Raw genomic sequence first — 26,309 nt, 5'->3', positions numbered from 1 at the left:
CCGTCTAAAGCATGCAGATAGTCCACCAAAATGATGCTTTTAAGCACGAAAAGTGCAGCTTTTGGGGGTAAAATTCATGTTTCTCTTGCCCTGTTTTCACTTATTTGCCACCTGCTTGCCTATTGATTTTTTCTAGATTGAACATTTACAAGTGCAGTTTTAAGGGCGATATTTGGTAAAAAAAGTCAACGTTTTATCCTACTTCCCTCTTATTGATATCTATTTAATTCCGTTCCGCCTTCCGCTGATTTTCAGGGTACTGGAGTGCCGTGCCGACAAAAAAACCTCCACGTTTCCATTGAGGTAAACGTGGAGGATTTGATATGTAAAACAGTACAAGGCCAAGGCAAACCTATTAGTTTGAATTGCTGTGGCGCAGTCTGCTTGAGTCAAAAACCTTTTCCGTTGATGCGTGTCATCAACATCGAGGCGGCTTTATTGTAATGTAAACTTGGCTTTGAGCGGAAGATGGTCGGAAGCGTTGCCCACCAATACCTCAAAATCACCTGGCTCGGCCACCCACTTTTGAAGTTTGTCATGATAGAAACTCAAGGCAGAACGGTCGATGGTGATGTCAACATCCTTGGTTTCTCCCGGAGCGAGATACACCTTCTTGAAGCCTTTGAGTTCCTTTTTGGGGCGCAGCAACGACGATTTCAGGTCGCTGACATACAGTTGAACCACCTCAGCGCCTGCACGGTGGCCTGTATTCTTGACCGTGACGGTGGCTGTGAGTTGGTCGTTTTCCGTTATCTTCTTCTGACTCAAGCGCAAATTTGAAAGGTCAAAGGAGGTGTAGCTCAGCCCATGTCCGAAGGCGAAGAGCGGCTTCGTCTTATCCTTGTCAACCCACCTGTAGCCAACGAAAATGCCTTCCTTGTAGGTTTCGTCTATCACCTTCTTGTCGGCACGCCACGTTCCGGGATAGCTGTTCAGTCGGTGAGCGGGCACGTCGTTCAAGGTCTTGAACCAGGTGTATGGCAGTTTGCCTGACGGATTGGCATCACCCACGAGCACAGAAGCCAATGCCACACCGGCCTGTGAGCCGATAAACCAGCCCTGCACGATGGCCGGAACCTGCTTCACCCACGGCATTTCAACGGCATTACCGGAGATATTGACATAGATAAAGTTTTTATTGGCCTTGGCCAAGGCGGTGATGACGCGGTCTTGTTGGTAGGGCAAACCGTATGATTTGCGGTCGTGTCCCTCACAGTCTTGATAGTCGCTCTTGTTCAAGCCACCGAAGAATATCACATAGTCGGCTGCTTTAGCCTTGGAAACCGCTTCGGCAATCAGCTCGTCAGCCGACCTCTTTTCAGACAAGTCCTGTCCCGTTGTTACGCCATTGTAATTACCAGTGACATCACCCACATAGCCTCGGGCATAGTCTACGGTTGCTTTTCCTGCCAATCTTGCCTTCAGTCCATCGAGCGGAGAAATCTCGCGTTGCACTTTCAAGGACGAGCTTCCGCCACCAACGGTCATCATCTTAATGGCGTTCTCGCCCACCACAAGCACCCGTTTGGCCTGATGGAGATCAATGGGCAGCACGTTTCCTTGGTTTTTCAACAGCACGATGCCTTCTTCTGCAATTTTCTGGGCTGCCTCATAGTGGGCGTCAGAGCATAAGAAACCTTGCTTGTACGTCTGATCCATGGTTGTACGATAAAACAAACGCAGCACCCTGCGCACCTTTTCATCCAGTTCGCGGGTCGTGAACTTCCCTTCTTGAATCAACTTCAAATAAGGTCTTGCCAGGTAATAATTGTCGTAAGCATTGGTGGCCCCCATGGTGAGTCCATCGGTCCAGGTGCCAAATTCCATGTCAAGTCCGTTCTTAATGGCCTGTTCGGTATCGTGCGCACCGCCCCAATCGCTCACCACCACACCGTCAAATCCCCAATCGCGCTTGAGGATGTCGTTGAGCAGATACTGATTGTGGCAGTTGTGCTGATTCTTATACAGGTTGTATGCCCCCATGATACCCCATGCCTTACCTTCCTGCACGGCGGCTTTGAAGGCGGGAAGGTAAATCTCATGCAAGGCTCTGTCGTCCACCACCACGTTGACCTGATGCCGGTATTCCTCGTCGTTGTTCAGGGCATAGTGCTTCACACAGGCTGCCACGCCAATCGATTGCAGTCCCTGAACATAAGGAACCACCATTCGGGAGGCCAGAAATGGGTCTTCGCCCATGTACTCAAAGTTACGTCCGTTCAGCGGAGTGCGGTTGATGTTCACGCCAGGACCGAGTATCATGTTCTTCCCTCTATAGCGGGCTTCCTCGCCTAAGCTCTGTCCATAGAGCATGCCCAACTGTGGATTCCAGGAGGCAGTCAGACAGGTCAGTGCAGGAAAGGCCACACACGAGTCGTTGGTCTGACCCGCCTGTTCCCACTCATCCCACAGCACGTCTGGGCGAACGCCGTGAGGACCGTCGTCTGTCCAAAAGTCAGGAAACCCTAACCGGGGAACGCCTGCCGACGAAAATTTGCTTTGCGCGTGAATCACTCTAATCTTTTCGGCCAGCGTCATGCGTTGCAATGCATCTTCAATGCGTTCTTCCACGTTTTTGGTTGGATCAAGATACACGGGCAACGATTGTGCCTTGGCCATACAAGTCATCCCCAACAGGATGCAGAATAAAATAATTTTTCTCATTTTTATTGGGTGGTTTAGGTCATTATTCAACAAACTTCTCCCCGTCATCCGCATCGATTCACCTTATTTATAGATGCCGTAAGCCTGTCTTATGCTGAGGTGAAGCCTGTCTTTTGCAAAGACAGTGCGAACCGAATGCAATCAAGCTGGCTTGGAATTGCTGAGGTGAAGCCTGTCTTATGCAAAGGTATTGATTTTTTAATGAACACGAAAGACTGGAATATAAAATATGACCGAAAGAGTTCTCATACCACATGGTGGCAACAATACGGAAAAAAGAAAAATAAGAAGGCATGTTTTGTCGGTATCAACTTTTTTCTTTATATTTGCACACACATTATGGCTCCGTAGTTCAGCTGAATAGAATGCAGGATTCCGGTTCCTGAGATCGCGGGTTTGAATCCCGCCGGAGTCACCATTACTAGTGAAATCACACTTAATTCTAAAAACACATGGACATTACAGAGAGATTTATCAACTATACCAAGTTTGATACCCAGTCGTCCGAAGACTCGCAGACAGTCCCCAGTACATCAAAACAACTCGTTTTCGCCAAGTACCTCAAAGAGGAGTTGGAACGTGAAGGATTCTCGGATGTAGAGATGGATGAAAAAGGCTACATCTATGCCACACTGAAGGCAAACACCAAAAAAGACATACCCACCATCGGCTTCATCTCACATTATGACACCAGTCCCGATGCCAGCGGAGCTGACATCAAGGCACGCATTGTGAACAATTATGACGGCGGCGACATCGTCCTGTCAGAGGGAATCGTGTCTTCTCCAGAGAAATTTCCTGAACTAAAGGCGCACGTTGGCGAGGATCTCATCGTGACAGATGGGCACACCTTGCTGGGTGCTGACGACAAAGCGGGCATCGCAGAGATTGTAGATGCCATGTGCTACCTGCGCGATCACGATGAAATTGAGCATGGTGACATTCGCATGGGGTTCAATCCTGATGAGGAAATAGGACTTGGCGCGCACCATTTTGACGTGGAAAAGTTCGGATGCAGCTGGGCTTACACCATGGATGGTGGTGACATTGGCGACCTGGAGTACGAGAACTTCAACGCTGCCAGTGCCAAAATCACCATCAAAGGGGTGAGCGTTCATACAGGATATGCAAAGGACAAGATGATCAATGCCAATCGGTTAGCATGCGAATTCAACGCCATGATTCCCGACACAGACATCCCAGAGACCACCGAGGGCTATCAAGGATTCTATCATCTGCTGGGCATGGAAACCCGAACGGAAGAGGCTAAGATGAGTTATCTCATCCGAGATCACGACCGTGAGAAGTTTGAAGACCGCAAGGACTTTATGGAAGACTGCGCACGAAAGATGAACGAAAAGTATGGTGAGGGTACGGTTGAGATTGTCATCAAGGACCAGTACTACAACATGAAAGAGAAGATTGAACCGAACATGCACGTCATCGACATTGTTTTGCAAGCCATGCAAGAAACCGGTGTGGCCCCGAAAGTGGAGCCTATCCGTGGTGGAACCGATGGCGCACAGCTCAGTTTCAAGGGCTTACCCTGCCCAAACATCTTCGCTGGCGGCGTTAACTTCCATGGTCCTTATGAGTTTGTCTCTATTCAGGTCATGAAAAAGGCGGTCGAAGTTATTGTGAAGATTTGCGAAATTACGGCCCAATACAACGACTAACGCATTTCGTTTTGGCTGCAATCCAGCTTGACATATAAAACAAATCCATTGTAAGAAAGATAAAAACAATGTGCCAAAAAGCGGTCTATAACACTCATCGTGTGCTATAGACCGCTTTTATTTATCCATCTTGTCAACGCTGCCGTCATGTTTGAACGTAAGATATCTAATCCCTACGGCATGCTGAAAGTAAGGTATTAGAAGCTTAAATCCAGCGCAAGTCCAAGATTATTTATTGATTTCAGTAAGGTATCGCTCTGCCTCAAGGGCTGCCTGACAGCCTGTCCCTGCAGCTACGACAGCCTGACGATACACGGGATCAGCCACATCACCAGCCGCATACACACCGGGAATCTTGGTCTTGGGCGTACCAAGGATGGTCTTGATGTAACCTGCTTGATTGGTTTCAAGGAAGTCTTTGAACACAGACGAGTTGGGAGTGTGCCCAATAGCTAAGAAGAAACCGTCGACGGGCAGGTCGTAATGCTCCTCGTTTTCCTCGCCCAAATGTTTAACCAGGTGAACGCCCTCAACGCCATTCTCGCCATAGAGCCCTGTGGCGTTGTGCTTATAGAGTATCTCTATCTTCTCGTTCTCCTCCACACGTTGTTGCATAACATCAGAGGCACGCAGATAATCTTTGCGCACGATTAGGTACACCTTACTGCAAAGGCCAGCCAGATAGGTAGCTTCTTCGCAAGCAGTGTCGCCACCACCCACGACAGCCACCACCTTGCCGCGATAGAAAAATCCGTCACAAGTAGCACAGGCACTCACACCTTGTCCTTTATACTTCTCCTCATCCTCCAAGCCAAGATACTTGGCAGATGCTCCTGTGGCAATAATCACAGTTTCTGCCTGAATCTCATCGCCACTGTCGGTGACCAGCTTGTAAGGCGCTTTAGTCAAGTCAGCCTTGACAATCTCACCGTCTCGGATATCGGTTCCGTAGCGTTCGGCCTGCTGACGCAAATCCATCATCATCTGATTGCCGTCGACACCCTCGGGATAACCGGGAAAATTCTCCACCTCAGTGGTTTGAGTGAGTTGTCCGCCCGTCTGCAATCCGCAATAAAGAACGGGATTGAGATTGGCGCGAGCCGCATAGATGGCAGCCGTATAGCCTGCCGGACCGCTACCAACAATAAGGCAACGGGTATATTGCTTTTGTTGTTCCATCATGTTAGATATGAAATAAGCGTTGTGAACGCTGTAACGTAAAATGGGAAAGATGAAACGAAAAAGGTGAAACACACATACGGATGCATGCGGGTTTCACCTTTTTCACCTTTCATTATAACAGTTCCTCGATTTGCTGAGCGATGTGCTCTAACTTCTCTGTGGGCTCAAAGCGTGCGACAACCTGTCCCTGTTTGTTGATAAGGAACTTGGTGAAATTCCATTTGATGTCGGGCTTCTGCTCGTAATCGGGATCTTCTTTTGACAGGATGTCAACGAGAACGGGAGCGATAGGGTGACTCATATCCCAGCCTGCAAAGCCTTTCTGTTCTTTGAGGAACTTGTAAAGTGGGTCAGCATCGTCACCGTTTACCTTGATTTTCTTGAAGCGTGGAAATTCGGTACCGTATGTCAGTTTGCAGAACTCGTGAATGCTCTCGTCCGTTCCTGGTGCCTGCTGTCCAAATTGGTTGCAAGGGAAATCAAGGATTTCGAAACCTTTTGCATGGTATTTCTCGTAGAGCTTCTCCAGCTCTTCGTATTGAGGAGTGAAACCACATTTTGTCGCTGTGTTGACAATCAACAGCACTTCGTTGGCATACTCCTTGAGAGATACATCGTTACCTTTTCTGTCTTTTACTGAAAAATCATAAATTGTTTTCATTTTCTTCTGTTTATTATAAATGAATATGTTACAATGTCGTAGTTGTTTTGATGATGAGGACGAATCAATCTCCATTGACATCTCAACCATCTTGCTCTCGCAAAGATAGCGAATAAAATCGACATTCCGACGGTACGGAATGCGAATAAATATTAATTTATAACCCAAAAGAAGGAAAACGTCTAATCGGAAACGGCAAGAGGTACATCATAAAACCATTTCGACACACGTCTCCGCACTGTTCATGGGTCAACTTAAATTCATCAGCACCAGGCGCTCGACATATTTACAGAGGATGTCAATGCCCTTGAGATTCTCTCCTCCTTGCGGGATAATCACGTCAGCAAAACGCTTGGTGGGTTCGATAAACTGTTCGTGCATTGGCTTCAGCACGTCCAAGTATCGCTGAACCACCATGTTAACATCCCGCCCCCGTTCGATGGTATCGCGCTGGATGTTGCGAATGAGCCGCTCGTCGGGATCGCAATCAACGAACACCTTCAGATCCATCATCTCGCGCAGCCGCTTGTTGAGCAGCGTCATGATGCCCTCGATGATAATCACCGGCCGGGGTTCCACATGGATGGTTTCAGGCAGGCGGTTGCACTTTAAATAAGAATAGGTGGGCTGCTCGATGGGTTCACCCTCGCGCAATTCGTTCACCTGCTTGATGAGCAGCTTCCAATCAAAGGCATCGGGATGGTCAAAGTTGATGGCGTGGCGCTCCTCCTCGGTCATTTCTGAGGTGTCGTTGTAATACGAGTCTAGCGGCACCACGGCCACATGATTAGGTGGCAGGGCCTCAACAATCTTTCTAACCACCGTGGTCTTTCCCGATCCGGTGCCGCCTGCGATGCCAATGACGGTCACTTCATGATTTCGTTCTTTATCTGTCATCATATTTGTTTGTTTTATTCAGTCTTTTTAGGGGGCAGTCCCAGCACGTCTTCGAACATCACCCGATAGCTTTCTGCCTTCCTCTCCAGCTTCATGGGATAGGCTCTCGAAGAGCTGGGCATGCGATATAACCGCATCGGTCGACCGTCGAAGCTGAACGTGACGTACTGCCCCATCGCAGGCGCAGTAACGCCAAAATGGCCGGTGAAGATGGCCGTAGCCTTCTGACCGGCCGTGAGTACGGCTGTACAATGTGGCAAAGCCCGCAGCAAACCATCGAGATCGGCCGGCTCGATGATTTCCAAATCCTTGTCAGAGGCGGTGTTCTTGGTTCGGCGCACACGCAGGGCTGTATCGAAGAGAGCCACGCCTTTTTCTTCGAGAAAGACTTTCAGTGCGTCCAAATAGAACGTTTTGTCCCGCTGATTCACGAAATGTTGTTTGTCACCGAAAAACAAATAACCGAAAATGCGCCACATGTCGTTCTGAAAATTGGGGTAATAGAACGGCATACTCCAACGTTTAGAAGCTGGAGGAAACGTGCCCAACATCAGCAAGGTGGCGTTCTTGGGCAAGAATGGTTCAAAGGGATGAGTTTCTATCATTATGGGTAGTGCAGGCTATCTCCCCTGAAAGCCTCCCCCAGCCCCTCCAAAGGAGGGGAGAAACAAGAAGGGAGAGAGGAGTAGATGGTTGTGCATGTATGAGTTGACAGGTTTAAAAGTTCAAAAGTTGACGAGTTCACAAGTTGACGAGTTCACAAGTTTATATGTTTACGAGTTTGAAATTTACATGTTTACGAGTTGATTGCTTTTATCTTCCCTCGCCAGTTGTTCATTCCCACTAAATTGCTTATGAGGGTGCTCATAAAATCAATCGCCGTTCAAAACTCATTGACTTTGGGGTGCAAACTCATTGACTTTGTGGTGCAAACTCAATGACTTTGGAGGGCAAACTCATTGAGATTAAAGCCTCTCCCCATACAGCCTCCCCCGTCCCCTCCAAAGGAGGGGAGAAACAAAGAAGGAGGGGAGTAGGTGGGGTTGCATGTATGAGTTGATTGATTGATGAGTAGATGTGTTCACAAGTTTACAAGTTCACGAGTTAATGGCTTTGCTAACCATAAAGTTCAAAGTTCAAACCTCAAAGTTCAAAGTTACCTCTGTTGCTGTTTCACCAAGTACACCACTACCGGTAGGTGGTCACTATATCCATTGAGCCATACGCCTCCGGCCGTCGTACGCTTGGGTGCGCCTTTATATTTGCCGGTAGACTGGATGAGATAATCGTAACGTACAATCTGACCTTTCCAATATTTCAACGACGAATAATCGCGTTTTCCGTTTTGATTGAGCATGTTGGGCGAGAGTACTATTTGGTCAAAGAGATTCCATCCTCCTTGGTACATTAATGTTCCTCTACCATGGTTTGCCAAAATGTTGTACCAAGGATTGTACATATCACCATCCCCCACGTCGTCAATTTCAGCTTTTGCGGACAGCACCTCGGCCATACTCTTGTTCACGGGATCATCGTTCATATCACCCATGACCATGACTTTGGTGGCTGGGTCGAGTTGCAAAAGCGAGTCCTTGATGGCTTTCACCTGCGCAGCGGCCACCTCACGGTAGAACGACCCACTGTAACGACTGGGCCAGTGGCACACGATGGCTGCCACGTGGTCACCACCCATCGTACCCGTGACGGTGAGAAATCCACGGGTGAAGTAAGCGCTGTCTTTTTCAAGCGGTTGAACATACGGCACCAACTTGACAGACGCGGGTTTGAAGAGCTGCGGATTGTACAGCACGGCGCAGTCGATGCCACGCCTATCGGGCCCCTCTACATGGATGTAACGATAGCCGCGGGCCGCCAAGGGTTCTTGAGCCACCAGCGCATCGAGCACCCGCGCGTTCTCCACCTCGCTCAGTCCGATGAGAGCACAGCCCACGTTTGGCAATACGTCCGTACCCATATCAGCCAGTGCGCGCGCCATGTTGCGCAACTTGTTCGTATACTTCAATCCATCCCATTTATACGATCCGTTGGGCAGGAAGTCGTAATCATTCTTTCCCTCATCATGACAAGTGTCGAAGAGGTTTTCCTGATTGTAGAATCCTACGGCGTACACCGAATATTTGTCCTGTCCTGAAATAGCCATGAAGCCTACCACCAGCAGCCCCAGAAGCATGAATAGTTTTTTCATCTTAATATTCTTGTTTTTTACATGACGCATATTATCTTTTGCAAAGATAAGTCATTTATTTCGAATAAAATAAGGTGGAAAGAGAAAAAATACGACATGAAAATTTCATTCATCAAAATATATTTTGTTACTTTGTAGCTGAAAATCATTCACACAGAAAATCTTCCATTATGCAGAATAAGCTAACGCTTGCCGTTCTTGCCTTGTGTTTCGCATCGGTGGTTCATGCCCAAAACGATAAAACCGACCGACAGAAGGCTCCCCTCGTGGACGAATCGGCTTTCACTTTCACGGAAGCACAGTTGGGCGAGGATGACAACATGACCCAAAACGTGACCATCCTCAACTCGAACACCAACGCCTACGCTTCCGGGGTAGGCTATCTTTTCTCCCCCGTTCGCTTTCGTTACCGCGGACTGAATCAGAAGTACAATGACGTGTACATCAACGGTGCACCGATGAACGACATGGAGTCGGGACAGTTTAGGTATTCCATGATTGGCGGGTTGAATCAACAAACCCGCAACGTTGATTTCGCCTTGCCGTTCGAAAGCAACAGCTTTGCGGTGAACGGCATGGCTGGCAGTAACAATTATGACTTCCGTGCGGGCAGCATGCCAGCTGGCCATCGCTTTTCGTTGGGTGCAGCCAACCGCAACTACAGTGCAAGAGGCATGTACACTTATGCGTCGGGATTCGATGCCAAGGGATGGGCCGTGGCCGCCAACCTTACCTATCGGTGGGCCAACAGAGGCTACGTGGAGGGCACATTCTACAACGCACTCTCTTATTTTCTCGGCGTACAGAAGAAATGGAGCAACGGCCATTCGCTGGCATTGTCTACCTGGGGCAACCCCACCGAGCGTGCGTCGCAGGGCGCTTCGACCGATGAGGCCTACTGGTTGGCTAACGACTATCTGTACAATCCGTACTGGGGATACCAGAATGGGAAGAAACGCAACTCGCGCATAGTCAACGATTTTGCACCTTCAGCATTGATGACCTGGGACTGGGACATCAACAAGGACATGCAGCTCACCACTTCTCTCTTCGGCAAATACAGCATGTACAAGAGCACCAAGCTGAACTACAGCAACGCAGAGAATCCACAGCCCGACTACTGGAAGAACTTTCCAAGCTACAACTACGATGTATGGGGCGAAGATACAGACCCACAGAAAAGAAGTCACGCGGCCTTTTTAGACTGGAACGAGGCGTACAATTACTGGACAGCCTCGAAGGCCAACCGGCAAATTAACTGGGATCGACTGTATTGGTCGAACCGACAGGCTGGAGCGAACGGTGCCGACGCCATGTATTACGTGCAGGCTCGCCACAACGACAACTTGGTGATGAATCTGGCATCAACGTTCACTCAGAAGTTGAGCAAGGACCAAACATGGAACTTAGGACTCGTACTGGGACGCAACCAGGGCAGACATTATCAAACCATAGAAGACCTGTTGGGTGCCAAGAGCTATCACAACATCAATACTTACGCACTGGGCAACTATCCTGCCGGTAGCGATGCGGTGCAGTATGACCTGAATACCATGGGGGCAGACCGTGCCGGACGACTGGTTGGCAAAGGTGACAAATTTGGCTACGATTACGACATCATCGTCAACAAAGCACAGGCTTGGACCAACTATTTGGCCACAATGGGGCGCTGGCACTTGATGGTGGCCGGTAAAATAGGTGCAACCGACATGCAGCGAGAAGGCTACATGCGCAACGGTATGTTTGCCAACAACTCGTATGGCAAGAGCGGTCGGGCTAAATTCTTAGATGGCGGCGGCAAAGCCGGCCTCACCTTAGACGCCGGCAGGGGCAACGTGCTGTCCATTGGGGCAGGATATGAATGGCGCGCACCCGTGGCACGCACCGCATTTGCTTCGCCCGAAATGAACAACGACTTTGTACAAGACTTGAAGAACGAGCGCATCTTCAGCAGCGAATTGGGCTATCAGTATCAAAACGCATGGGTGCATGCCAACGTGAACGCCTACTACAACAGGATGGATCACGTCACCGAGTGGCAGAATTTCTATTTCGATGACATCAACTCGTTCTCGTACGTTTCCATGACGGGCATCGAGAAAGAGGCTTATGGCGTAGAGTTGGGTGCACGATTCAAACTGGCATCGTACCTTGACTTGAAGACCATCGGCACCTGGAGCGAGGCCAAGAATACCAACAATGCTAAGGTACGCTACCTCAACTCAACGCGGGCAACCTATACCGACGACATCGTACTGAACAAGAACATGCGCGAAGCAGGCACACCATTGACGGCTGCCAGCCTCGGACTGAGCTATCATCAGAACGGATGGTACGTCGATTTGAATGGAAACTACTACGACCGCATCTACCTGTCCTACGCACCAAGCTCCCGATATGAGAACATACTACTCCAAAGAAAAAGCATGGACAACGAAAGCAACTACCTCGTTCCGGATCAAGCGAAAGGCAATGGTGGTTTCATGTTGGACGGCAGCATCGGCAAGAGTTTCCGCCTGAAGAAGGGTCAACTGAACTTCAACCTCATGGTGACCAACATCTTGAATAACCGGCGCATCGTCACGGGCGGCTACGAGCAGAGCCGGTCAAGCTTCTACACAACCGAAAATGGAAAAGACGTGATAAGAACTTACAAGTTCCAACACAATCCCAAAAAGTATTACGCATACGGAACCAACGGCATGTTCCAGATTTCATACAGATTCTAACATAACGACAAAGACATGAAAGAGCTCAAACATATCATCATGGTGCTGGCTTGCACCCTCTTGGCTTCGTGCATGGGTGCCGACTATGACGCTCCCGACCTAAATGAACCGCCCTACGGAAACAAGCAACTCACGGAGACAAATGTACTCACCATTGAGCAGTTGAAAGCTAAGTACAATAGTGCGATTGCATCGAACGGCTTGGAAGAGATAACCGAAGACGTGCAAATCAAAGGTTGGGTGACTGGCAACGACATCGAAGGAAACCTCTACAACCAATTTGCCTTACAGGATGAGACGGGGGCTATCATCATCTCTGTGGCACAAGGTGCCCTATACGGTTACCTGCCCGTGGGTCAGGAAGTGCTTATTTCACTAAAAGGATTAAAGATAGGTGGCAATGCCAACCAAGGACAAATAGGTGGCGTATACACCAACAAGAGAACGGGAGAGCTACAGGTGGGTCGCCTGAACCGCTATGTTTGGGAACGCCATTACAAGCTCATAGGCTCTGTTCAACCAGGTAAGATAGAGCCTACAGTGTTCGATGTCAGCAAGATCAGCAACGGACAGTACATGGCAGAGCACTGTGGAAAGCTCATGACCCTGAAAAACGTCAGACTGAAAGAGGCTGACGGCAAGGCCGTCTTCGCACCCAATGACAAGAGTGCCGCTCTGATAGCCAGTGCGGTGAACCGCACTCTGGCAGGTATCAGCAGCAATAAAATGGTAGTTCGCACCAGCACCTTCGCCGACTTTGCCAACCAGCCCATGCCAACAGGTTCCGTGGACATCACGGGCATCTTTACCAGATACCGTGACACCTGGCAAATCCTGCTACGCTCAGGCGACGACATCAAGCCGGCCAAATAGGCTAAGGCTACTGTCGGAGATTCGGAAACTAATGGCACTCTTGACTGAAAGCCAAGAACCCAAACCCAAAAGAACAACTATCAATAAAAGAAATAATGATGAAAAAGCTATTTTATTCATTCCTTTCGCTGGCCATCTCGGCACTGAGCCTTACCAGTTGTGAGGACGTTCCCGCACCCTACGAATACCCCAAGGACAATGGCGGCGGCGAGATTATTGTCCCAACTGATGCCAAGGGAACAGGAACACTAAAAGACCCATACAACGTGGCAGGTGCCATCAAGATGATCAAAGGCCTCGAGACCGGTGCCAACTCGGCTGAGGTCTACGTCAAGGGCAAGATTGTCTCCATCAAGGAAATCAACACATCCAATTTCGGCAATGCCACCTATTATATATCTGACGATGGCACAAGCAAGGGGCAGCTCTACATCTTCCGCAGCTTAGGATTGGGAAATAAGAAGTTCACCTCAGAGAATATCAAGGTGGGTGACGAGGTTGTGGTTTGCGGACAGTTCACAAACTACATGGGGAACACGCCGGAAACCGTTATCAACAAGAGCTATCTCTACTCAGTTAATGGCAAGACGAGCGACAACTCGCAGCCACAGGAACCGGGAACCACTGTCAATCCCTCCGGTGAAGGCACAGAGGCATCACCCTTCAACGTAGCATCAGCGATGAAAAAGGACAAGGTTGCCAAGGTTTTCGTCAAGGGATACATCGTGGGATTCATTCCTGGAAAGGACAAAAATGAGGCCAAGTTCACCGCAGAGGGATGCGAAACAGAGACCAACCTCCTGATTGCCGACAAGGCTGATGAAACAAACATCGCCAACTGCATGCCTATACAACTGCCAAAAGGCAACATTAGGACTGGACTCAACCTCAAGCAAAACAAGAACTTATACAAGAAAGAGATAAAACTCTATGGAGACATAGAGACATACTTTACCATCACGGGACTGAAAAACGTATCGTATGCCTTGGTCGGTACCAAGAGTCTCGGGACAAAACCCGGCCAGCCAGTAACGCCTTCCACCGACATCCTGAACGAAACGTTCGCCGAGAGCCTGGGCTCCTTTACCATTGCCAACGAGAAAGACCTGCCGCAAGGCCTTAAAGCTGTATGGTTTTTGGACAAGAAAAACCACCGAGTGAAGGCCAGTGCCTTTTTCCAAAACAAGAAATACGAGACGGAAAGTTGGCTCATCTCACCTGCCCTCGACCTGAGCGGCAAGACTTCTGTCACGTTGTCTGTTGAACAAGCCGCAAAATTCTTCACCTCTCTGAAAGACGAAATCTTCATCAAGATATCTACGAACTATAAGAGTGGCAAGCCCTCGACAGCCACTTGGGAGGTTCTTACGCCCAGCAAATGGCCGTCGAACAAGGACTGGACTTCCGTCAACTCAACCGTTGACCTCAGCGTCTACGCAGGCAAGAAAGACGTAAGAATCGCCTTCCAGTACAAAAGCACTGCACAGTCGGCCGGCACCTGGGAACTGAAAAACTTAGTCGTGAAATAACAAAAAAGCATTGATACGTTTGGCTGTTTGCGAAATTCTTCGTACTTTTGCAGCCCATATAGCTTAGTTAATTCAATTATATTCAATAAGAAATCAAAATGAAAAAAGGAATTCATCCAGAAAACTATCGCCCCGTCGTATTCAAAGATATGTCCAACGGCGATATGTTCCTTACAAAGTCTACATGCAAGAGTAACGAGACAGTAGAATTTGAAGGCGAAACTTACCCAGTGGTAAAAGTAGAAATCTCAAGCAGCTCGCACCCATTCTATACCGGTAAGAGCAAACTTGTTGACACGGCAGGTCGTGTAGACCGCTTCATGAACCGTTACGGTAAGATTCAGAAATAAGATACAAAACTTTTTTTGACGACAAGAAAGTGCGTTCGGGCGTAGTTGCATATACGGTCGGTCGCACTTTTTTCATTCCACCACACGCCGATGAACAAACTAAACCACTTTCTCTTCCCACTCTTCGCCATCCTCGCACTGGCATCATGCAGTGACGACAATGGTTCAAAAAAGTCTGCTGAAGCCAACGTCAACGCCAACCAACATATTGGCGTATCCACCGTAGGCAACCCCATGATGCCTCCTGAGGTCAGTCGTTTGGAGTTTCCAAAAGTAAAAGGAGGCAGCAGCATGATCATCGTGCACAAGGCACTGCTCAACAAACGTACTGGCGAACGTGGTGTGAACTATTCTACCGAGTGGGACACCAGCAAGAAATCACTACGTTGGAGCTGCTACCAGATGTACCGAGGCGTTAGCGAAACCCATACCAGCCGCTACCGATCGGATACCAATCAATATCCACGCGACGAGAATATTCCATCAGCCTACCAATTTGACAGGGATCCTTTCTGGCGTACAGGCTACGACCACGGCCACATCTGCCCCTCAGCCGACCGTCTGGGGTCAAGAGAAGCTAACATCCAGACCTTTTATCTCTCCAACATGATGCCACAAGTGCACGCCTTCAATGATGGAGTTTGGAAGAACATGGAAGCACAAATAAGATCTTGGAATCAAGACAGTTTTCGTGACACGCTGTACGTCTGCAAAGGCGGAACCATAGACAACGGCAGTCAAATACTGACCACCCTCGGTCAAGGGCTCATCGTTCCCAAATACTTCTTCATGGCCGTGTTGTGCAAGAACAAGATGGGTTACAAAGCTCTCGGTTTCTGGGTGGAACACGAGGCCAACGGTGACACGTCGCTCGGCAAATACGTCGTCAACATCCACGAGCTGGAACAGAAGACCGGCATCGACTTTTTCTGCAATCTACCCGACGCTATCGAACGCCGAGTAGAAACATTACCAGTAGAGAAAGTGCAACGAGCCTGGGGGTTGCCCTAATCATCAGCAATGGCAACCGGCCCTGGCTTATCTTCATCACTCCTCAAAATCCATCGTCACCTTCTTGGCATAAGTATAGCGAGTATATGAAAACTCATCCGACTCACCAGTGCCAACCATCACGCCAGAGAATGTGTGATCATCGAGCTTCATGTCGTCAAAATCAATAATCATCTGGAATTTCTTCCCATTTTCACCATCATAGGTAATGATGATGTCTCCAGATCGAGAATCGATTGCCCAAGAGAACGTTCTATCGTAAGCCATTTCCCCATTGAAATAATCCACCTGGCGGCCACGACCATTGCGCGAGTTGGAATCGTACATATCAAATTCTATGTCGGTGTCGTACACCTCTTCCCGCAATAGTCCATCGGGGTCTTTAAAGCGAGCAGCGGTCTTTCCCGTCCAATGTCCACGCAGGGTCTGTGCCATCTCATACAGCACGTCCTGAGAGTTATCGTAAGGGTCTTCATAATAATAATCATTGTCGTCGCTACATGAGGTAACGCTGACCGTGAAGAGTGCCATTAACACGATAGGTAATAATTTCATCATCTTTTTCATCGTCGTATATTTTAAAGTTTCATAATTTTATCTATTGCAAAAATACACAATAGATCTAGTATATCCAAAGATGTTTTCACTATTGCTGCATAGGGTTTTTCCTACCTTGTTGGGGGAAATACCTGCATCTACCCCATCGCCTACCTGTAAATCATAGCGACAGTTTGTTGAAAAGATGGCTCAACACACACGCCTCTATCATGAAACAAGGGTGCTTTTCATTTTAAAACAAATGGAACGCTCTACGATGAAAAGTCTTCCGTCGCAACGTTTTTTTAACACAAATGCTGAGCGTTTTTCAACCAACATATTCATGCGTGGAAAATAAACTAATCATGAGAGAGTTTTTATATTTATTTGATTATTAATGATTTACATAATTATTAAGCATAAATCGAAATCAAAAAGCATCGTGTTTGGGTCAAAAAACCTCTTTTTTTGTGCGAAAAACGCCCTCTATATGATGTATATTGGGGCGCAAAAGCATACATATTGGACAGCAAAAGCATACTAATTGGCGATTTAACCCATGTGAATAGCGTACAAAATGATGAGTTTAAGGCAGACAACGCCTTAAAATTCTCACCATTTTTTCTATTTTCCAATTTTATTTTGTCAAAGAAAATGAATTGATTTAACAAACGAAAGGTTTGTTAACAAAAAAAAAGGTTTTGTTGGTTGCCATTCGACAATATTATCACATCGTGTCGTAAATGGCAGTTTCATTCTTCATTCATGCAAAAGGTTATAATTGTCGGTTTACACCGAACAACCATCTTAAATGTGAGTTCCGTGGCTCAATAGACCACCCGAATGGCATGGGTATATGCTTTTTTTATTAAATTTGTACCCATAAAAAGAGAAGATGAAACAAAAGATTATCCTATCCAAAAATTTGCAAGCTGACCTGTCCAAGGCGATTGCAGCATGCCAACCCGACCGCATTTTCGTCGTTGCGGACGACGTGACCGCCGAACATTGTTGGCCGAAGATTCGTGAGTTTGACTTGCTGAAAGGCGCACAGCTCATCACCATCCCCGCTTCTGACGTTCACAAAGACTTGCGGTCGGTGGAAAAGATATGGACGGCACTGCAAGAAGAACGAGCTACCCGCCATTCGTGCGTCATCAACCTGGGGGGCGGCATGGTGACAGACCTTGGCGGATTCGCCGCCTCTACCTTCAAACGCGGCATCCGCTTCATCAACATCCCCACCACCCTGCTGGCCATGGTCGACGCCTCCGTGGGTGGCAAGACGGGCATCAACTACGGGGGACTGAAGAATGAGATAGGGGTGTTCAATGACGCCTGTTTCGTCATCCTGCACGCAGCATTCCTGCAAACGCTTGACCTGGAAAACCTGCGCAGCGGCTATGCGGAGATGTTGAAGCACGGCTTGATTAGCAACGACAAGATGATGGGCGAATTATTGACGTTCGACTTGAGCGGTGACGTTGATTTCCAGCAGCTGCAAGGAATGATTGCCGCTTCGGTTGCCGTGAAAGAAGAAGTGGTAACACGCGACCCTTTTGAACAGAACATACGCAAGGCGCTGAACCTCGGACACACCTTCGGTCATGCGTTCGAGTCGTGGTCGCTGAAACGAAAGCCCGTCTTACATGGTTGTGCGGTCGCCTATGGCCTGGTTTGCGAGTTGTACCTGAGCTGCGTCAAGTGCGGCTTCCCTACGGAGAAGATGCGACAAGTGGTCAGGTTCGTTAAAGAATGGTATGGACAATTGCCGTTTACATGCGACGACTACGACGAGCTCATCGCCTTGATGCGTCACGACAAGAAGAATCTTGGTGACGAGATAAACTTCACGTTGCTTGCCGACGTGGGCGACATCAAGCTCAACCAGACGGCGACGATGGAGGAGATTAAAAACGCTTTCGACTTCCTTCGCGAAGGCGAGTAGCGCATATCAGTGGCATGCCCTGCCGCGACATCCTACTTGCCGCCGGCTCTTTCCCCACTCATTCGTCATCCACCGCAAGGACGCAGCTGCAAGGTAAGTCGGGATTCTCGGCCATTCGCTGAGCCAAAGCCCGATTGGGTTTCCCCGTTTCGGTCATCGGAATGCGGTCTACCGACAGATACAGGCGCGGTTCCCAATAACGAGGCAAGGCCCGATGCAGCAGTTTGTGGATGGCTCGCAGGAAGGGTAACTCAGACTTTTCCTCAAAGGTTACTCCCTCGTCATCGTCCTCTTTCTCCACCATCAGCACGACTATTTCGCCAAACTTCTCACTCTTGCGCTTGGTCACCATGTAAGGCATGGTGAGGAAAGGACGAATCAGGCGTTCCAACTCTTCCATCTGAATCTTCACGCCGCCACTGTTAATGACGTTGTCGCGACGACCAATGATGCGAAAAGCAAGGGCGTTTTGCCCCTCAGACGTGCTTGTCTCTCGGATTTCGGCCATATCATTCGTTACAATGGGCGAATCACAAAGCTTCGGAGCGTCAATGACTAAACATTCATCGGCATTCGTTGATACCTTTATTCCTTGCAGGGGCGTGTACCAACTGGAAGATTCGAGACCGTTCAATCTGCGTAAGGCAATGTGTGAAAGGGTTTCTGTCATGCCGTATGTGCTCCATACCGCATGAGGAAAGTCGTGCAGTTGGGCTGCCAAGACATCGTCAATAGCCCCTCCACCAATGATAAGATGTTTGATTTGGCGTAATTTTTCCCGTTCTTCGGGTACTTGCAGCGAGTTATATACTTGCAGGGGAACCATAGCGGCAAAGGTAATTGGAACGCCAACCGTTGCCAACGGATGGCCGGAGGGGGCTACCTGTATCAAACGGAGTTGCCTGACCAGTGAGCGAACCACCATCATCTTGGCGCCAATATAATCGAGATTCATGCACAACAATGCGGTGTCACCAGGCTGTAATCCAAGGAAGTCACACGTCATCTTGGCACTTTCAATCATTCTGTCCTTCCTTACATTCATCTTCTTCGGCGCACCTGTCGACCCACTGGTTTGCACATGAATAGTCCGTGCATCATCATTCCATTCGCTGATAAATTCTTGATAAGTCATTTTTTACCTCCATTTAATGTCTTTGTCGGCATGAACCACAACTGATCTCCTCTCACTTCCAACGGCATAGGAACGTTGTCCGTAAACAAAAGTCCTGTTCCCAAGCCCTGCGGAAAGGTGACATGCGGTCCATAAATCTTTGCGGCAAGTTGTGCAATGGCGTTCAATCCCACATTACTCTCCAACGCACTGGTGAGCCATGAGCCTATGTTTCGTTGTCTTGCTAACGTTATCCATTCTTCTGTTCCATACATGCCACCATGCAACGAAGGCTTCAAAATGATGTATTGAGGGCGTATGGCATTGAGCAACTCTTCTTTTTCATGTCGCTGGTTCACACCAATGAGTTCTTCATCGAGTGCGATTAGAATGGGCGACTCACGGCACAAGCGCGCCATTTGCTGCCACTGATGCTGCTTGATGGGTTGCTCTATCGAATGAATGTCATACTTAGCCAACTGTTCCAACTTTGCGAGAGCCTCATCAGGTGTGAAACCTCCGTTGGCATCAAGGCGCAATTGGACTTGCTCTGAGGTGAAATGCGAACGGATAGCGCGCACCAGTTCCAATTCTTTCTCAAAGTCGATAGCCCCTATTTTCAACTTCACGCACCGAAAACCCTGCTCCAATTTTTCCTGCATCCGATGCAGCATTTCCTCAAATGTACCCATCCACACCAAGCCGTTGATAGTGATTCCCTCCTCTCCTCGTGCGAAAGGGGTGTGAAACAAAGCAGCACTTCCGTTTGCCTTTATTTGCGCCAACGCCGTTTCCAACCCAAAGAGTATTGACGGATAAGGTCGCAAACGCTCGTAGTTGATACGCCCATCGTGCGTCATCTCATTGCACGCTTCGGTTAATATTTGCTCATAATCAGGACAAACGTCACAACTTAAATCAGGCAAGGTGGCACACTCGCCCACCCCCTTGATGGAAGGACGGTCTTCACGCCAAAGGGTTACATAGTAACTCTTGTGCGTTTGGTATACTCCCCGTGAGGTAGTGGCAGGATTTTTGAAGTGCAGTGTGCGCTTACTGACAGAATAACACAAGCTCATATTCATCTTATCAATGACTTTTTCTATAATCAATTCTTGCCTTCGACATTTGCTCTCTGATTCCACCTTGCTTCACAAAATCATCTTTCACCCGGTTGATGTATTTTCTAAGGAATATGTCAGCTTGATGAATGAGTGTAATAGCAATGTTCGCAATGGTCTCATCACTTCTTTCCTTGATGGCGTTTCGATAATATGCCGAGTCGTTATGCCGCGCGCAAACACGTCTGGTCTGTATTGTTCTCGCATCATTCACATCCCAGACAGCAAGCTCTCTCACCCGCAAATAATCCTGATAATCTATCAACAACTCCTGCAAACTTGCCTTAGCCACATTCAATAGCTTTATTTCTGTTTCAGATGAAGTGGTTGAAGCAGCACATCCCTCCGCTATATTCTGTTTTCCCGAGCGAGCCGCTTGTACCATTTGGTCTACCGTTCTGTCGTTCTTTGCCAAAAAGTGGTGAGCAAAATAAAAGGTAATGTCATAGATGCACTCGGTTTTTTGATAAACAATTAAGTTTTGATAATTACCTTTTTGCGGCAAAAACTGGTTGGTTTGCATGGCTTGTAGTTTTTTTAGTGGTTATTATTTATTGGGCTTATTGGCCTTATTAGGCCTATTGGGCTTATTAGGCTAATTAGCCTAATTAGCCTAATTGGGCCTATTAGCCCTATTAGCCCCATTAGTTTTAAGGAAACTGCGGATACTTATCAAAGTCGGGTTTGCGTTTCTCCAAGAACGCTTTTCCACCTTCTTGCGCCTCATCCATGGTGTAATACAGCATGGTAGCATCGCCAGCCAACTCCTGAATACCAGCTTGTCCGTCCAACTCGGCATTCAGTCCAGCCTTAATCATGCGTAACGCCAAGGGCGAACGCTGCATCATTGTCTCCGCCCATGACACGCATTCATCCTCCAATTCATCGAATGGCACCACCTTGTTCACCATGCCCATACGCTCTGCCTCGTGTGCCGAGTACTGCTTGCACATGAACCAAATCTCCCTGGCGCGCTTCTGTCCCACCATTCGAGCCAAGTACGAAGCGCCAAAACCCGCATCAAAAGAGCCTACCTTTGGTCCCGTTTGGCCGAAAATGGCATTCTCACTGGCAATCGTCAGGTCACACATGACATGCAACACATGCCCTCCTCCGATGGCATAACCATTCACCATGGCAATCACAGGTTTGGGTAAGCGTCGAATTTGCATCTGCACGTCCAGCACGTTGAGGCGTGGCACGCCGTCTGTTCCTACATATCCGCCTCGTCCCTTCACGTGCATGTCGCCCCCAGAGCAAAATGCTTTGTCTCCTGCTCCCGTGAGAATAACCACACGAATGCCCGCACACTCTCGGCAATAGGCAAAGGCTTGCGACATTTCCCATGTAGTGAGCGGTGTAAAAGCGTTGCGATAACGCTCACGATTAATCGTGATCTTTGCAATTCTGTTATACTCCTCGAAGAGGATTTCCTTAAAGTTGAAGCCGTCAATGGACTTCCATTGTCTCTTTTCCATATCAAATTAAACTTGTTTGTATTCGTTCATTGCCTGTTCATCTTGTTCTTGCGAGGTAAACACCTCAAAGACTACGGGGCGGTCAAAGTTGTCGTTCACAAAGCGATTCATGTTATTTTCAAGTTCTTCCTCATCGTGTGCCGAAAGGTAAGCTACGTTGTTTTGCTGGCAAATCCCCCAAGCCGTGGTATGATGTTGGGCAGAAATCAATGTCTGCTGAGCCGTACTCTCTTTCAAACCCGGCAAACTTTGAAAGATACCCCCACCCCCATTGTTCAACAACAGCACTCTGAAATTGCCCCCTAAGCTATGCCACAGGGCGTTTTGGTCGTAGAAGAAACTCAAATCACCGATGACGCAATACACGTTTTGAGTTGTCACCAGCGAGCAACCTGCTGCCGTTGACAAACTTCCGTCAATGCCATTGACACCCCGATTACAAAAAACATAGTCGCTGGAAAAGTGGTTAACCAGCCTAACGGACATGCTGTTGGCGGCATGGAGTACATACCTGTCCTTGTGACTTGCAGTCTCAAAAAATCTTTTCACAGCCAGCCATGAAGAGTAAGGGGGATGAAAACGCTCTGTCTGCGCCTGCACTTGTTGAATCAGCGTTGCCCATCTTGAACGAAAACCAGACTCAAAAGGCAGCCTTTGTCTTTCTTTTTCCCCACGGACATACCGCAAGATTACCTCCAAGACATCATACGGCGCACCCTCAATCACGCCTGTCAGGTTTTGAAAAGTATCGTATATTGCTCCCCGCTCATTGACAATCCAAGTCTTGGCGGCTGGAGATTGGCGCAGAAACGCTTTCAAACGCTTACTCACCAACGTTCCACCAAGGTACACCACTACATCTGGTTGATATTGTTCTACCCGCTGCATGCGCATCAATACCTTATCTATATGTAGAGGAAAAAGCCCTTCGGTTGGTGAATCGGGATAGCGAGACGTATCCTCATGACAAGCCATTCCGAGACATTCGTACACAACTACCACATCCGCTGACAACGCACATAATTGCAAAGCCATGCGCCGAGCCTCTTTGTTACTTAACTGTCCCACGACTATCATCGGGCGTTGGGCTGACTGGATATCCGCCAAAAGCGACTGACAGTGAGCCACATCGGTCGTTGCCACTACCTGTCGAATCGCCCGTTCGGTTGGCAACGCTGGCACATTGAACGTGAACAAGGGTTCTGAAATAGGCACATTCAAATGTACCGGACTGCCACCATGCCGCTGACAACAAAGCAACGCTTCGTTTACCAATCGATTACAGTACCACCGTTCGTCATCAGTAGAAGGCTCAGGTAACGAGACTGCCTTACTGACAAAACGCCCTAAAGCATCCAACTGTGGCAGGGTTTGACCGTCTTGTTGGTCAATCCACATCGCAGGTCTATCAGCCGAAATCACTACCAAAGGCACATGTTGATAATAAGCCTCTGCCGTAGCTGGCAAAAGATTGAGCAACGCTGTACCCGAGGTGACACAAACGGCAACAGGATGCCTTATGATTTGAGCCATACCCAAGGCAAAAAATCCAGCCGAACGCTCGTCTGTCACCGGGTGGCATGTGATGTTGGGGCATTCGTTGAGATTATGTACAATGGGTGCATTGCGCGAACCGGGACACACCACAGCGTGTTTCACACCGTGTGCCACTAATAATGCGGTGAGTATATTGACGTTCTCTTTGTCTGAATAGGGCATGGAAGAAGTGTTTAGTTGACGAGTTTACAAGTCAATAGTTGACAAGTTACAAGTTGACGAGTTGACGAGTTGATAGTTTTTTTAGATCTTGAGTATGTGAGTTATTAAGTTTTTAAGTTGACAGTTGATAGTGCACAAGTTGATAGTTGACAAGTTGATAGTTGACAAGTAGACGAGTTGATAGCTTTGCTAACCATAAAGTTCAAAGTTCAAAGCTCAATGTTCAAAGTTCAAAGTTATCAGCTAATCACTCTCCTTCCCTTTGGGGAGGGGTTGGGGGAGAGGCCACTACCTTTTTCATCGTTTCCATCTTCGCCACAGTTTCTTCCCACTCCTGCTGCTCAATACTATCGGCGAGTAGGCCTCCGCCGGCATAGAAGCGGTAGCTACGGTCTGAGATTTGCATACAGCGAAGCGAGACATACAGATGTGTCTCGCCCTTGGGATTGAGCAAACCCACAAAGCCACTGTAATAACTTCGATGGATATGCTCGTTTTGCAAGATAAAACGGTGCGCCTCCGCCTTGGGCAATCCACACACAGCAGGTGTGGGATGCAAAGCTTCGAGTAACGTTCCCAGCTGATTTGGGTCACGAAGTTCGAAGGTGAAGTCAGTACGTAGATGCACCAAGCCACCCGCTTGTACGGTATAGGGGCCTCTCTCCTCGACATGGGCTGCGAAAGGAACCAGACTTTGTTGTATATACATGGCCACACACCGTTGTTCCTGTCTGTTCTTATCTGACCATACACGCTCTCCTACCGACAGCTTGTTACCAGCAAGCTGTCTTGACATCACAGGTTGACTTTCATCATCGTTGAGCTTCATCGTGCCAGCTAACGCCATGGTTCGCCACCGTTCTCCATCCCCAGACAGCAACACCTCGGGAGTAGCCATGAGCCAAGTGCCGGTCATGGGCGTGCAAACCAAAACGATGGCCTGTCGCGGATAGCATCGACAGGCTGCTAAGAACAAACTTTCGGCATTTGCGCCGTCACATCGCTCCACCTCTTCGCTGCGGGCAAGTACCAACTTGTCAAACTTTTCAGCCTTCAGTGCTTGGTGAAATTGGCGGAAATCACGTCCATAAGCCAACCGTTCTTCCTGTTTTTCGGCATCCATAAGCCGTCCGTCACGCTGGCAAGAGCAAGGGTCACTCTCATTTATATTCTCTTCTTGCACCTTGTCAGGATGCATCAACACGATGGGATGGGCGGCATCAATGGTAAAGGGAGCCATAACAAACCCTTCCCGTCCATTGAGTTCAGTCAGCCGAGTCAGCACTTCAGGCTCGCCCTGTGTCTGTTCCAGTCGGATGAAATGCTCGGCATGCGGAAGCCGATAGTATGCTATACTGCTCATTTTTTTGGTTTACGCATGGCAAAATTAGTCACCTGAACGGTTGAGATGAGCTTGTCGTTTTGGTCCTTAATCTCGATGTGCCACTGGTGCAGTGTGTCACCCTTGTGCTGCAACCGACCGTAGGCCGTCACGGTATCGCCTTCCATCACCGGCCTGACATGGTTGCCGCTGACATTGATACCCACGCATATCTTGTCGGGACAAAGTGCCATACTCCCCACACCCGCCAAATTTTCGGCCAGTGCCAAGGTAGCACCCCCACTTAAAAAACCAAATACCTGCTTGTTGCTATCGTCCACCTTCATCCGTGCCATACAGGTATCAGGCTCGGGAGTGGAGATAAATTCCATGCCCAAGGTGTTAGACAAGCCATCCTGTCGCTTGATAATATCTTTGATACGTTCTAAATCCATTGTAATTTTTGGTTATCAACTTCAAAGATACAACAAAAGAAAGAGGTTTCAAAAAATACCCGTTGTTTTTTTAATAATGAAGATTCACCTTCAAAATGCAACTACAATCATCATTTTATGCCTGCATCATTTGTGGGAATATCCATTTATTCGTAACTTCGCCTAGCAGCTCATTGGGTTGACCTGCAGGATAACTGGCCTACAGGATGACGTAACAGGGCTTTACTACGGTAAAAATACAGTCTAACCTTCACACCTAAAAAAGAAACTTATGCCAATCAAGAAATGGAAAACCTTAAAGTCGGATTACATCATCAAGCGCCCTTGGCTCACGGCTCGTCGAGACGAGGTGCAACTGCCCAACGGCGTGATTCATGACGAGTATTATGTACTGGAATATCCCGATTGGATCAATGTGATTGCAGAAGATACAGAAGGCAACCTGATTATCGAACAGCAATGGCGGCACGCACTGGGCATCGTGTCTTCAGAAATCTGTGCCGGCGTGATTGAAAAAGATGAGAAACCCCTTGATGCCGCCCAACGAGAACTGCAAGAAGAGACCGGTTATGGTGGTGGCACATGGACAAAACTCATGACCATCTCTGCCAATCCCAGCACCATGACCAACCTTTGTCATTGTTTTTTGGCAAAGGGAGTGAAGCCCGTGAGCAGCCAACACTTGGACCGCACAGAAGATATCGAATTCAAATTGCTGCCCAAGGAAAAAGTGTTTGAGATGTTGAAAAACGGGGAATTCATGCAAGCCCTGATGATTGCGCCACTCTGGAAATACTTTTCTGAATATCTTTGACCCTACTCCTTTCCATGCAGGATG

At 48.3% G+C, this 26,309-nt stretch carries 22 protein-coding genes and 1 tRNA gene; 9 read left to right on the top strand and 14 right to left on the bottom strand.

From position 1 onward, the window contains the following. Nucleotides 1-435: 435 nt before the first annotated feature. A complete protein-coding gene (locus HMPREF0650_RS06760; protein ID WP_040562703.1) occupies nt 436-2,664 on the bottom strand; it encodes a glycoside hydrolase family 3 C-terminal domain-containing protein in 2,229 nt (742 codons plus the stop codon). 341 nt (nt 2,665-3,005) lie between these two features. Here HMPREF0650_RS06760 and HMPREF0650_RS06755 point away from each other — a divergent pair. Beyond that, nucleotides 3,006-3,082: transfer RNA gene (locus tag HMPREF0650_RS06755), tRNA-Arg, on the top strand. Nucleotides 3,083-3,116: 34 nt separating this feature from the next. Then, a complete protein-coding gene (gene pepT / locus HMPREF0650_RS06750) occupies nt 3,117-4,340 on the top strand; it encodes a peptidase T (RefSeq protein WP_004349414.1) in 1,224 nt (407 codons plus the stop codon). A gap of 228 nt (nt 4,341-4,568) precedes the next feature. Here the strand turns inward: pepT and trxB are convergent, their stop codons facing one another. From trxB to HMPREF0650_RS06725, 5 genes are all read right to left on the bottom strand, one after another. Next, on the bottom strand, nt 4,569-5,522 hold the full coding sequence (trxB, locus tag HMPREF0650_RS06745) for a thioredoxin-disulfide reductase (protein WP_004349413.1): 954 nt from the start codon (nt 5,520-5,522) through the stop codon (nt 4,569-4,571). Between the two features lie 112 nt (nt 5,523-5,634). Next, entirely contained in the window at nt 5,635-6,183 is a 549-nt protein-coding gene (locus HMPREF0650_RS06740; RefSeq protein WP_004349411.1) for a glutathione peroxidase, read from the bottom strand. 249 nt (nt 6,184-6,432) lie between these two features. Beyond that, a complete protein-coding gene (gene udk / locus HMPREF0650_RS06735; RefSeq protein WP_004349409.1) occupies nt 6,433-7,083 on the bottom strand; it encodes a uridine kinase in 651 nt (216 codons plus the stop codon). Between the two features lie 11 nt (nt 7,084-7,094). Continuing rightward, nucleotides 7,095-7,685, bottom strand: coding sequence for a uracil-DNA glycosylase family protein (locus HMPREF0650_RS06730; RefSeq protein WP_004349406.1), 591 nt, complete (start codon nt 7,683-7,685; stop codon nt 7,095-7,097). Nucleotides 7,686-8,236: 551 nt separating this feature from the next. Beyond that, nucleotides 8,237-9,286, bottom strand: coding sequence for an endonuclease/exonuclease/phosphatase family protein (locus HMPREF0650_RS06725; protein WP_040562743.1), 1,050 nt, complete (start codon nt 9,284-9,286; stop codon nt 8,237-8,239). A 170-nt stretch (nt 9,287-9,456) separates the two neighbouring features. Here HMPREF0650_RS06725 and HMPREF0650_RS06720 point away from each other — a divergent pair, with 170 nt between their 5' ends. The 5 genes from HMPREF0650_RS06720 to HMPREF0650_RS06700 all read left to right on the top strand — a co-directional run bounded on the left by HMPREF0650_RS06720 (nt 9,457) and on the right by HMPREF0650_RS06700 (nt 15,778). Then, nucleotides 9,457-12,015: a TonB-dependent receptor gene (locus tag HMPREF0650_RS06720; protein WP_004349402.1), complete on the top strand. Its 2,559-nt coding sequence runs from the start codon at nt 9,457-9,459 to the stop codon at nt 12,013-12,015. A gap of 15 nt (nt 12,016-12,030) precedes the next feature. Next, nucleotides 12,031-12,888, top strand: a complete 858-nt coding sequence (locus tag HMPREF0650_RS06715) for a DUF5689 domain-containing protein (RefSeq protein WP_004349401.1) — start codon at nt 12,031-12,033, stop codon at nt 12,886-12,888. 95 nt (nt 12,889-12,983) lie between these two features. After that, a complete protein-coding gene (locus tag HMPREF0650_RS06710) occupies nt 12,984-14,417 on the top strand; it encodes a DUF6359 domain-containing protein (protein WP_004349400.1) in 1,434 nt (477 codons plus the stop codon). Between the two features lie 98 nt (nt 14,418-14,515). After that, nucleotides 14,516-14,767 carry a type B 50S ribosomal protein L31 gene (locus HMPREF0650_RS06705; RefSeq protein ID WP_004349399.1) on the top strand — a complete coding sequence of 84 codons (252 nt, stop codon included), beginning with the start codon at nt 14,516-14,518 and terminating at the stop codon, nt 14,765-14,767. A 90-nt stretch (nt 14,768-14,857) separates the two neighbouring features. Continuing rightward, nucleotides 14,858-15,778 (top strand): DNA/RNA non-specific endonuclease, encoded by a 921-nt coding sequence (locus HMPREF0650_RS06700; protein WP_004349398.1) that lies wholly within the window; start codon nt 14,858-14,860, stop codon nt 15,776-15,778. A gap of 36 nt (nt 15,779-15,814) precedes the next feature. On the opposite strand, the gene HMPREF0650_RS06695 is transcribed toward HMPREF0650_RS06700, so the two are convergent. Beyond that, complete coding sequence (locus HMPREF0650_RS06695) at nt 15,815-16,336, bottom strand: outer membrane protein assembly factor BamD (RefSeq protein WP_245543469.1); 522 nt, start codon at nt 16,334-16,336, stop codon at nt 15,815-15,817. Between the two features lie 874 nt (nt 16,337-17,210). On the opposite strand from HMPREF0650_RS06695, the gene aroB reads away from it, so the two are divergent. Beyond that, nucleotides 17,211-18,263 (top strand): 3-dehydroquinate synthase, encoded by a 1,053-nt coding sequence (aroB, locus tag HMPREF0650_RS06690; protein ID WP_004349396.1) that lies wholly within the window; start codon nt 17,211-17,213, stop codon nt 18,261-18,263. Nucleotides 18,264-18,321: 58 nt separating this feature from the next. Here the strand turns inward: aroB and HMPREF0650_RS06685 are convergent, their stop codons facing one another. From HMPREF0650_RS06685 to HMPREF0650_RS06655, 7 genes are all read right to left on the bottom strand, one after another. Beyond that, nucleotides 18,322-19,398: an AMP-binding protein gene (locus HMPREF0650_RS06685; RefSeq protein ID WP_004349395.1), complete on the bottom strand. Its 1,077-nt coding sequence runs from the start codon at nt 19,396-19,398 to the stop codon at nt 18,322-18,324. Further along, on the bottom strand, nt 19,395-20,456 hold the full coding sequence (locus HMPREF0650_RS06680; protein ID WP_004349394.1) for an o-succinylbenzoate synthase: 1,062 nt from the start codon (nt 20,454-20,456) through the stop codon (nt 19,395-19,397). Before HMPREF0650_RS06680 ends, HMPREF0650_RS06685 begins: the two co-directional genes overlap by 4 nt. A gap of 10 nt (nt 20,457-20,466) precedes the next feature. Beyond that, complete coding sequence (locus tag HMPREF0650_RS06675) at nt 20,467-21,021, bottom strand: four helix bundle suffix domain-containing protein (protein ID WP_004349393.1); 555 nt, start codon at nt 21,019-21,021, stop codon at nt 20,467-20,469. Nucleotides 21,022-21,148: 127 nt separating this feature from the next. Beyond that, nucleotides 21,149-21,976 (bottom strand): 1,4-dihydroxy-2-naphthoyl-CoA synthase, encoded by an 828-nt coding sequence (gene menB, locus HMPREF0650_RS06670; protein WP_004349392.1) that lies wholly within the window; start codon nt 21,974-21,976, stop codon nt 21,149-21,151. Nucleotides 21,977-21,982: 6 nt separating this feature from the next. Further along, entirely contained in the window at nt 21,983-23,695 is a 1,713-nt protein-coding gene (menD, locus tag HMPREF0650_RS06665; protein WP_004349391.1) for a 2-succinyl-5-enolpyruvyl-6-hydroxy-3-cyclohexene-1-carboxylic-acid synthase, read from the bottom strand. 247 nt (nt 23,696-23,942) lie between these two features. Then, nucleotides 23,943-25,058 (bottom strand): isochorismate synthase, encoded by a 1,116-nt coding sequence (locus HMPREF0650_RS06660; protein WP_004349390.1) that lies wholly within the window; start codon nt 25,056-25,058, stop codon nt 23,943-23,945. Further along, complete coding sequence (locus tag HMPREF0650_RS06655) at nt 25,055-25,471, bottom strand: PaaI family thioesterase (protein WP_004349389.1); 417 nt, start codon at nt 25,469-25,471, stop codon at nt 25,055-25,057. Before HMPREF0650_RS06655 ends, HMPREF0650_RS06660 begins: the two co-directional genes overlap by 4 nt. Before the next feature lie 271 nt (nt 25,472-25,742). On the opposite strand from HMPREF0650_RS06655, the gene HMPREF0650_RS06650 reads away from it, so the two are divergent. After that, entirely contained in the window at nt 25,743-26,285 is a 543-nt protein-coding gene (locus HMPREF0650_RS06650; protein ID WP_004349388.1) for an NUDIX hydrolase, read from the top strand. Nucleotides 26,286-26,309: the final 24 nt, after the last annotated feature.

This window comes from Hoylesella buccalis ATCC 35310, from assembly GCF_000177075.1.
Lineage (GTDB): Bacteria > Bacteroidota > Bacteroidia > Bacteroidales > Bacteroidaceae > Prevotella > Prevotella buccalis.
The sequence above is the reverse complement of the archived record's forward strand: the minus strand, read 5'-3'. Positions and strand labels throughout refer to the sequence as shown.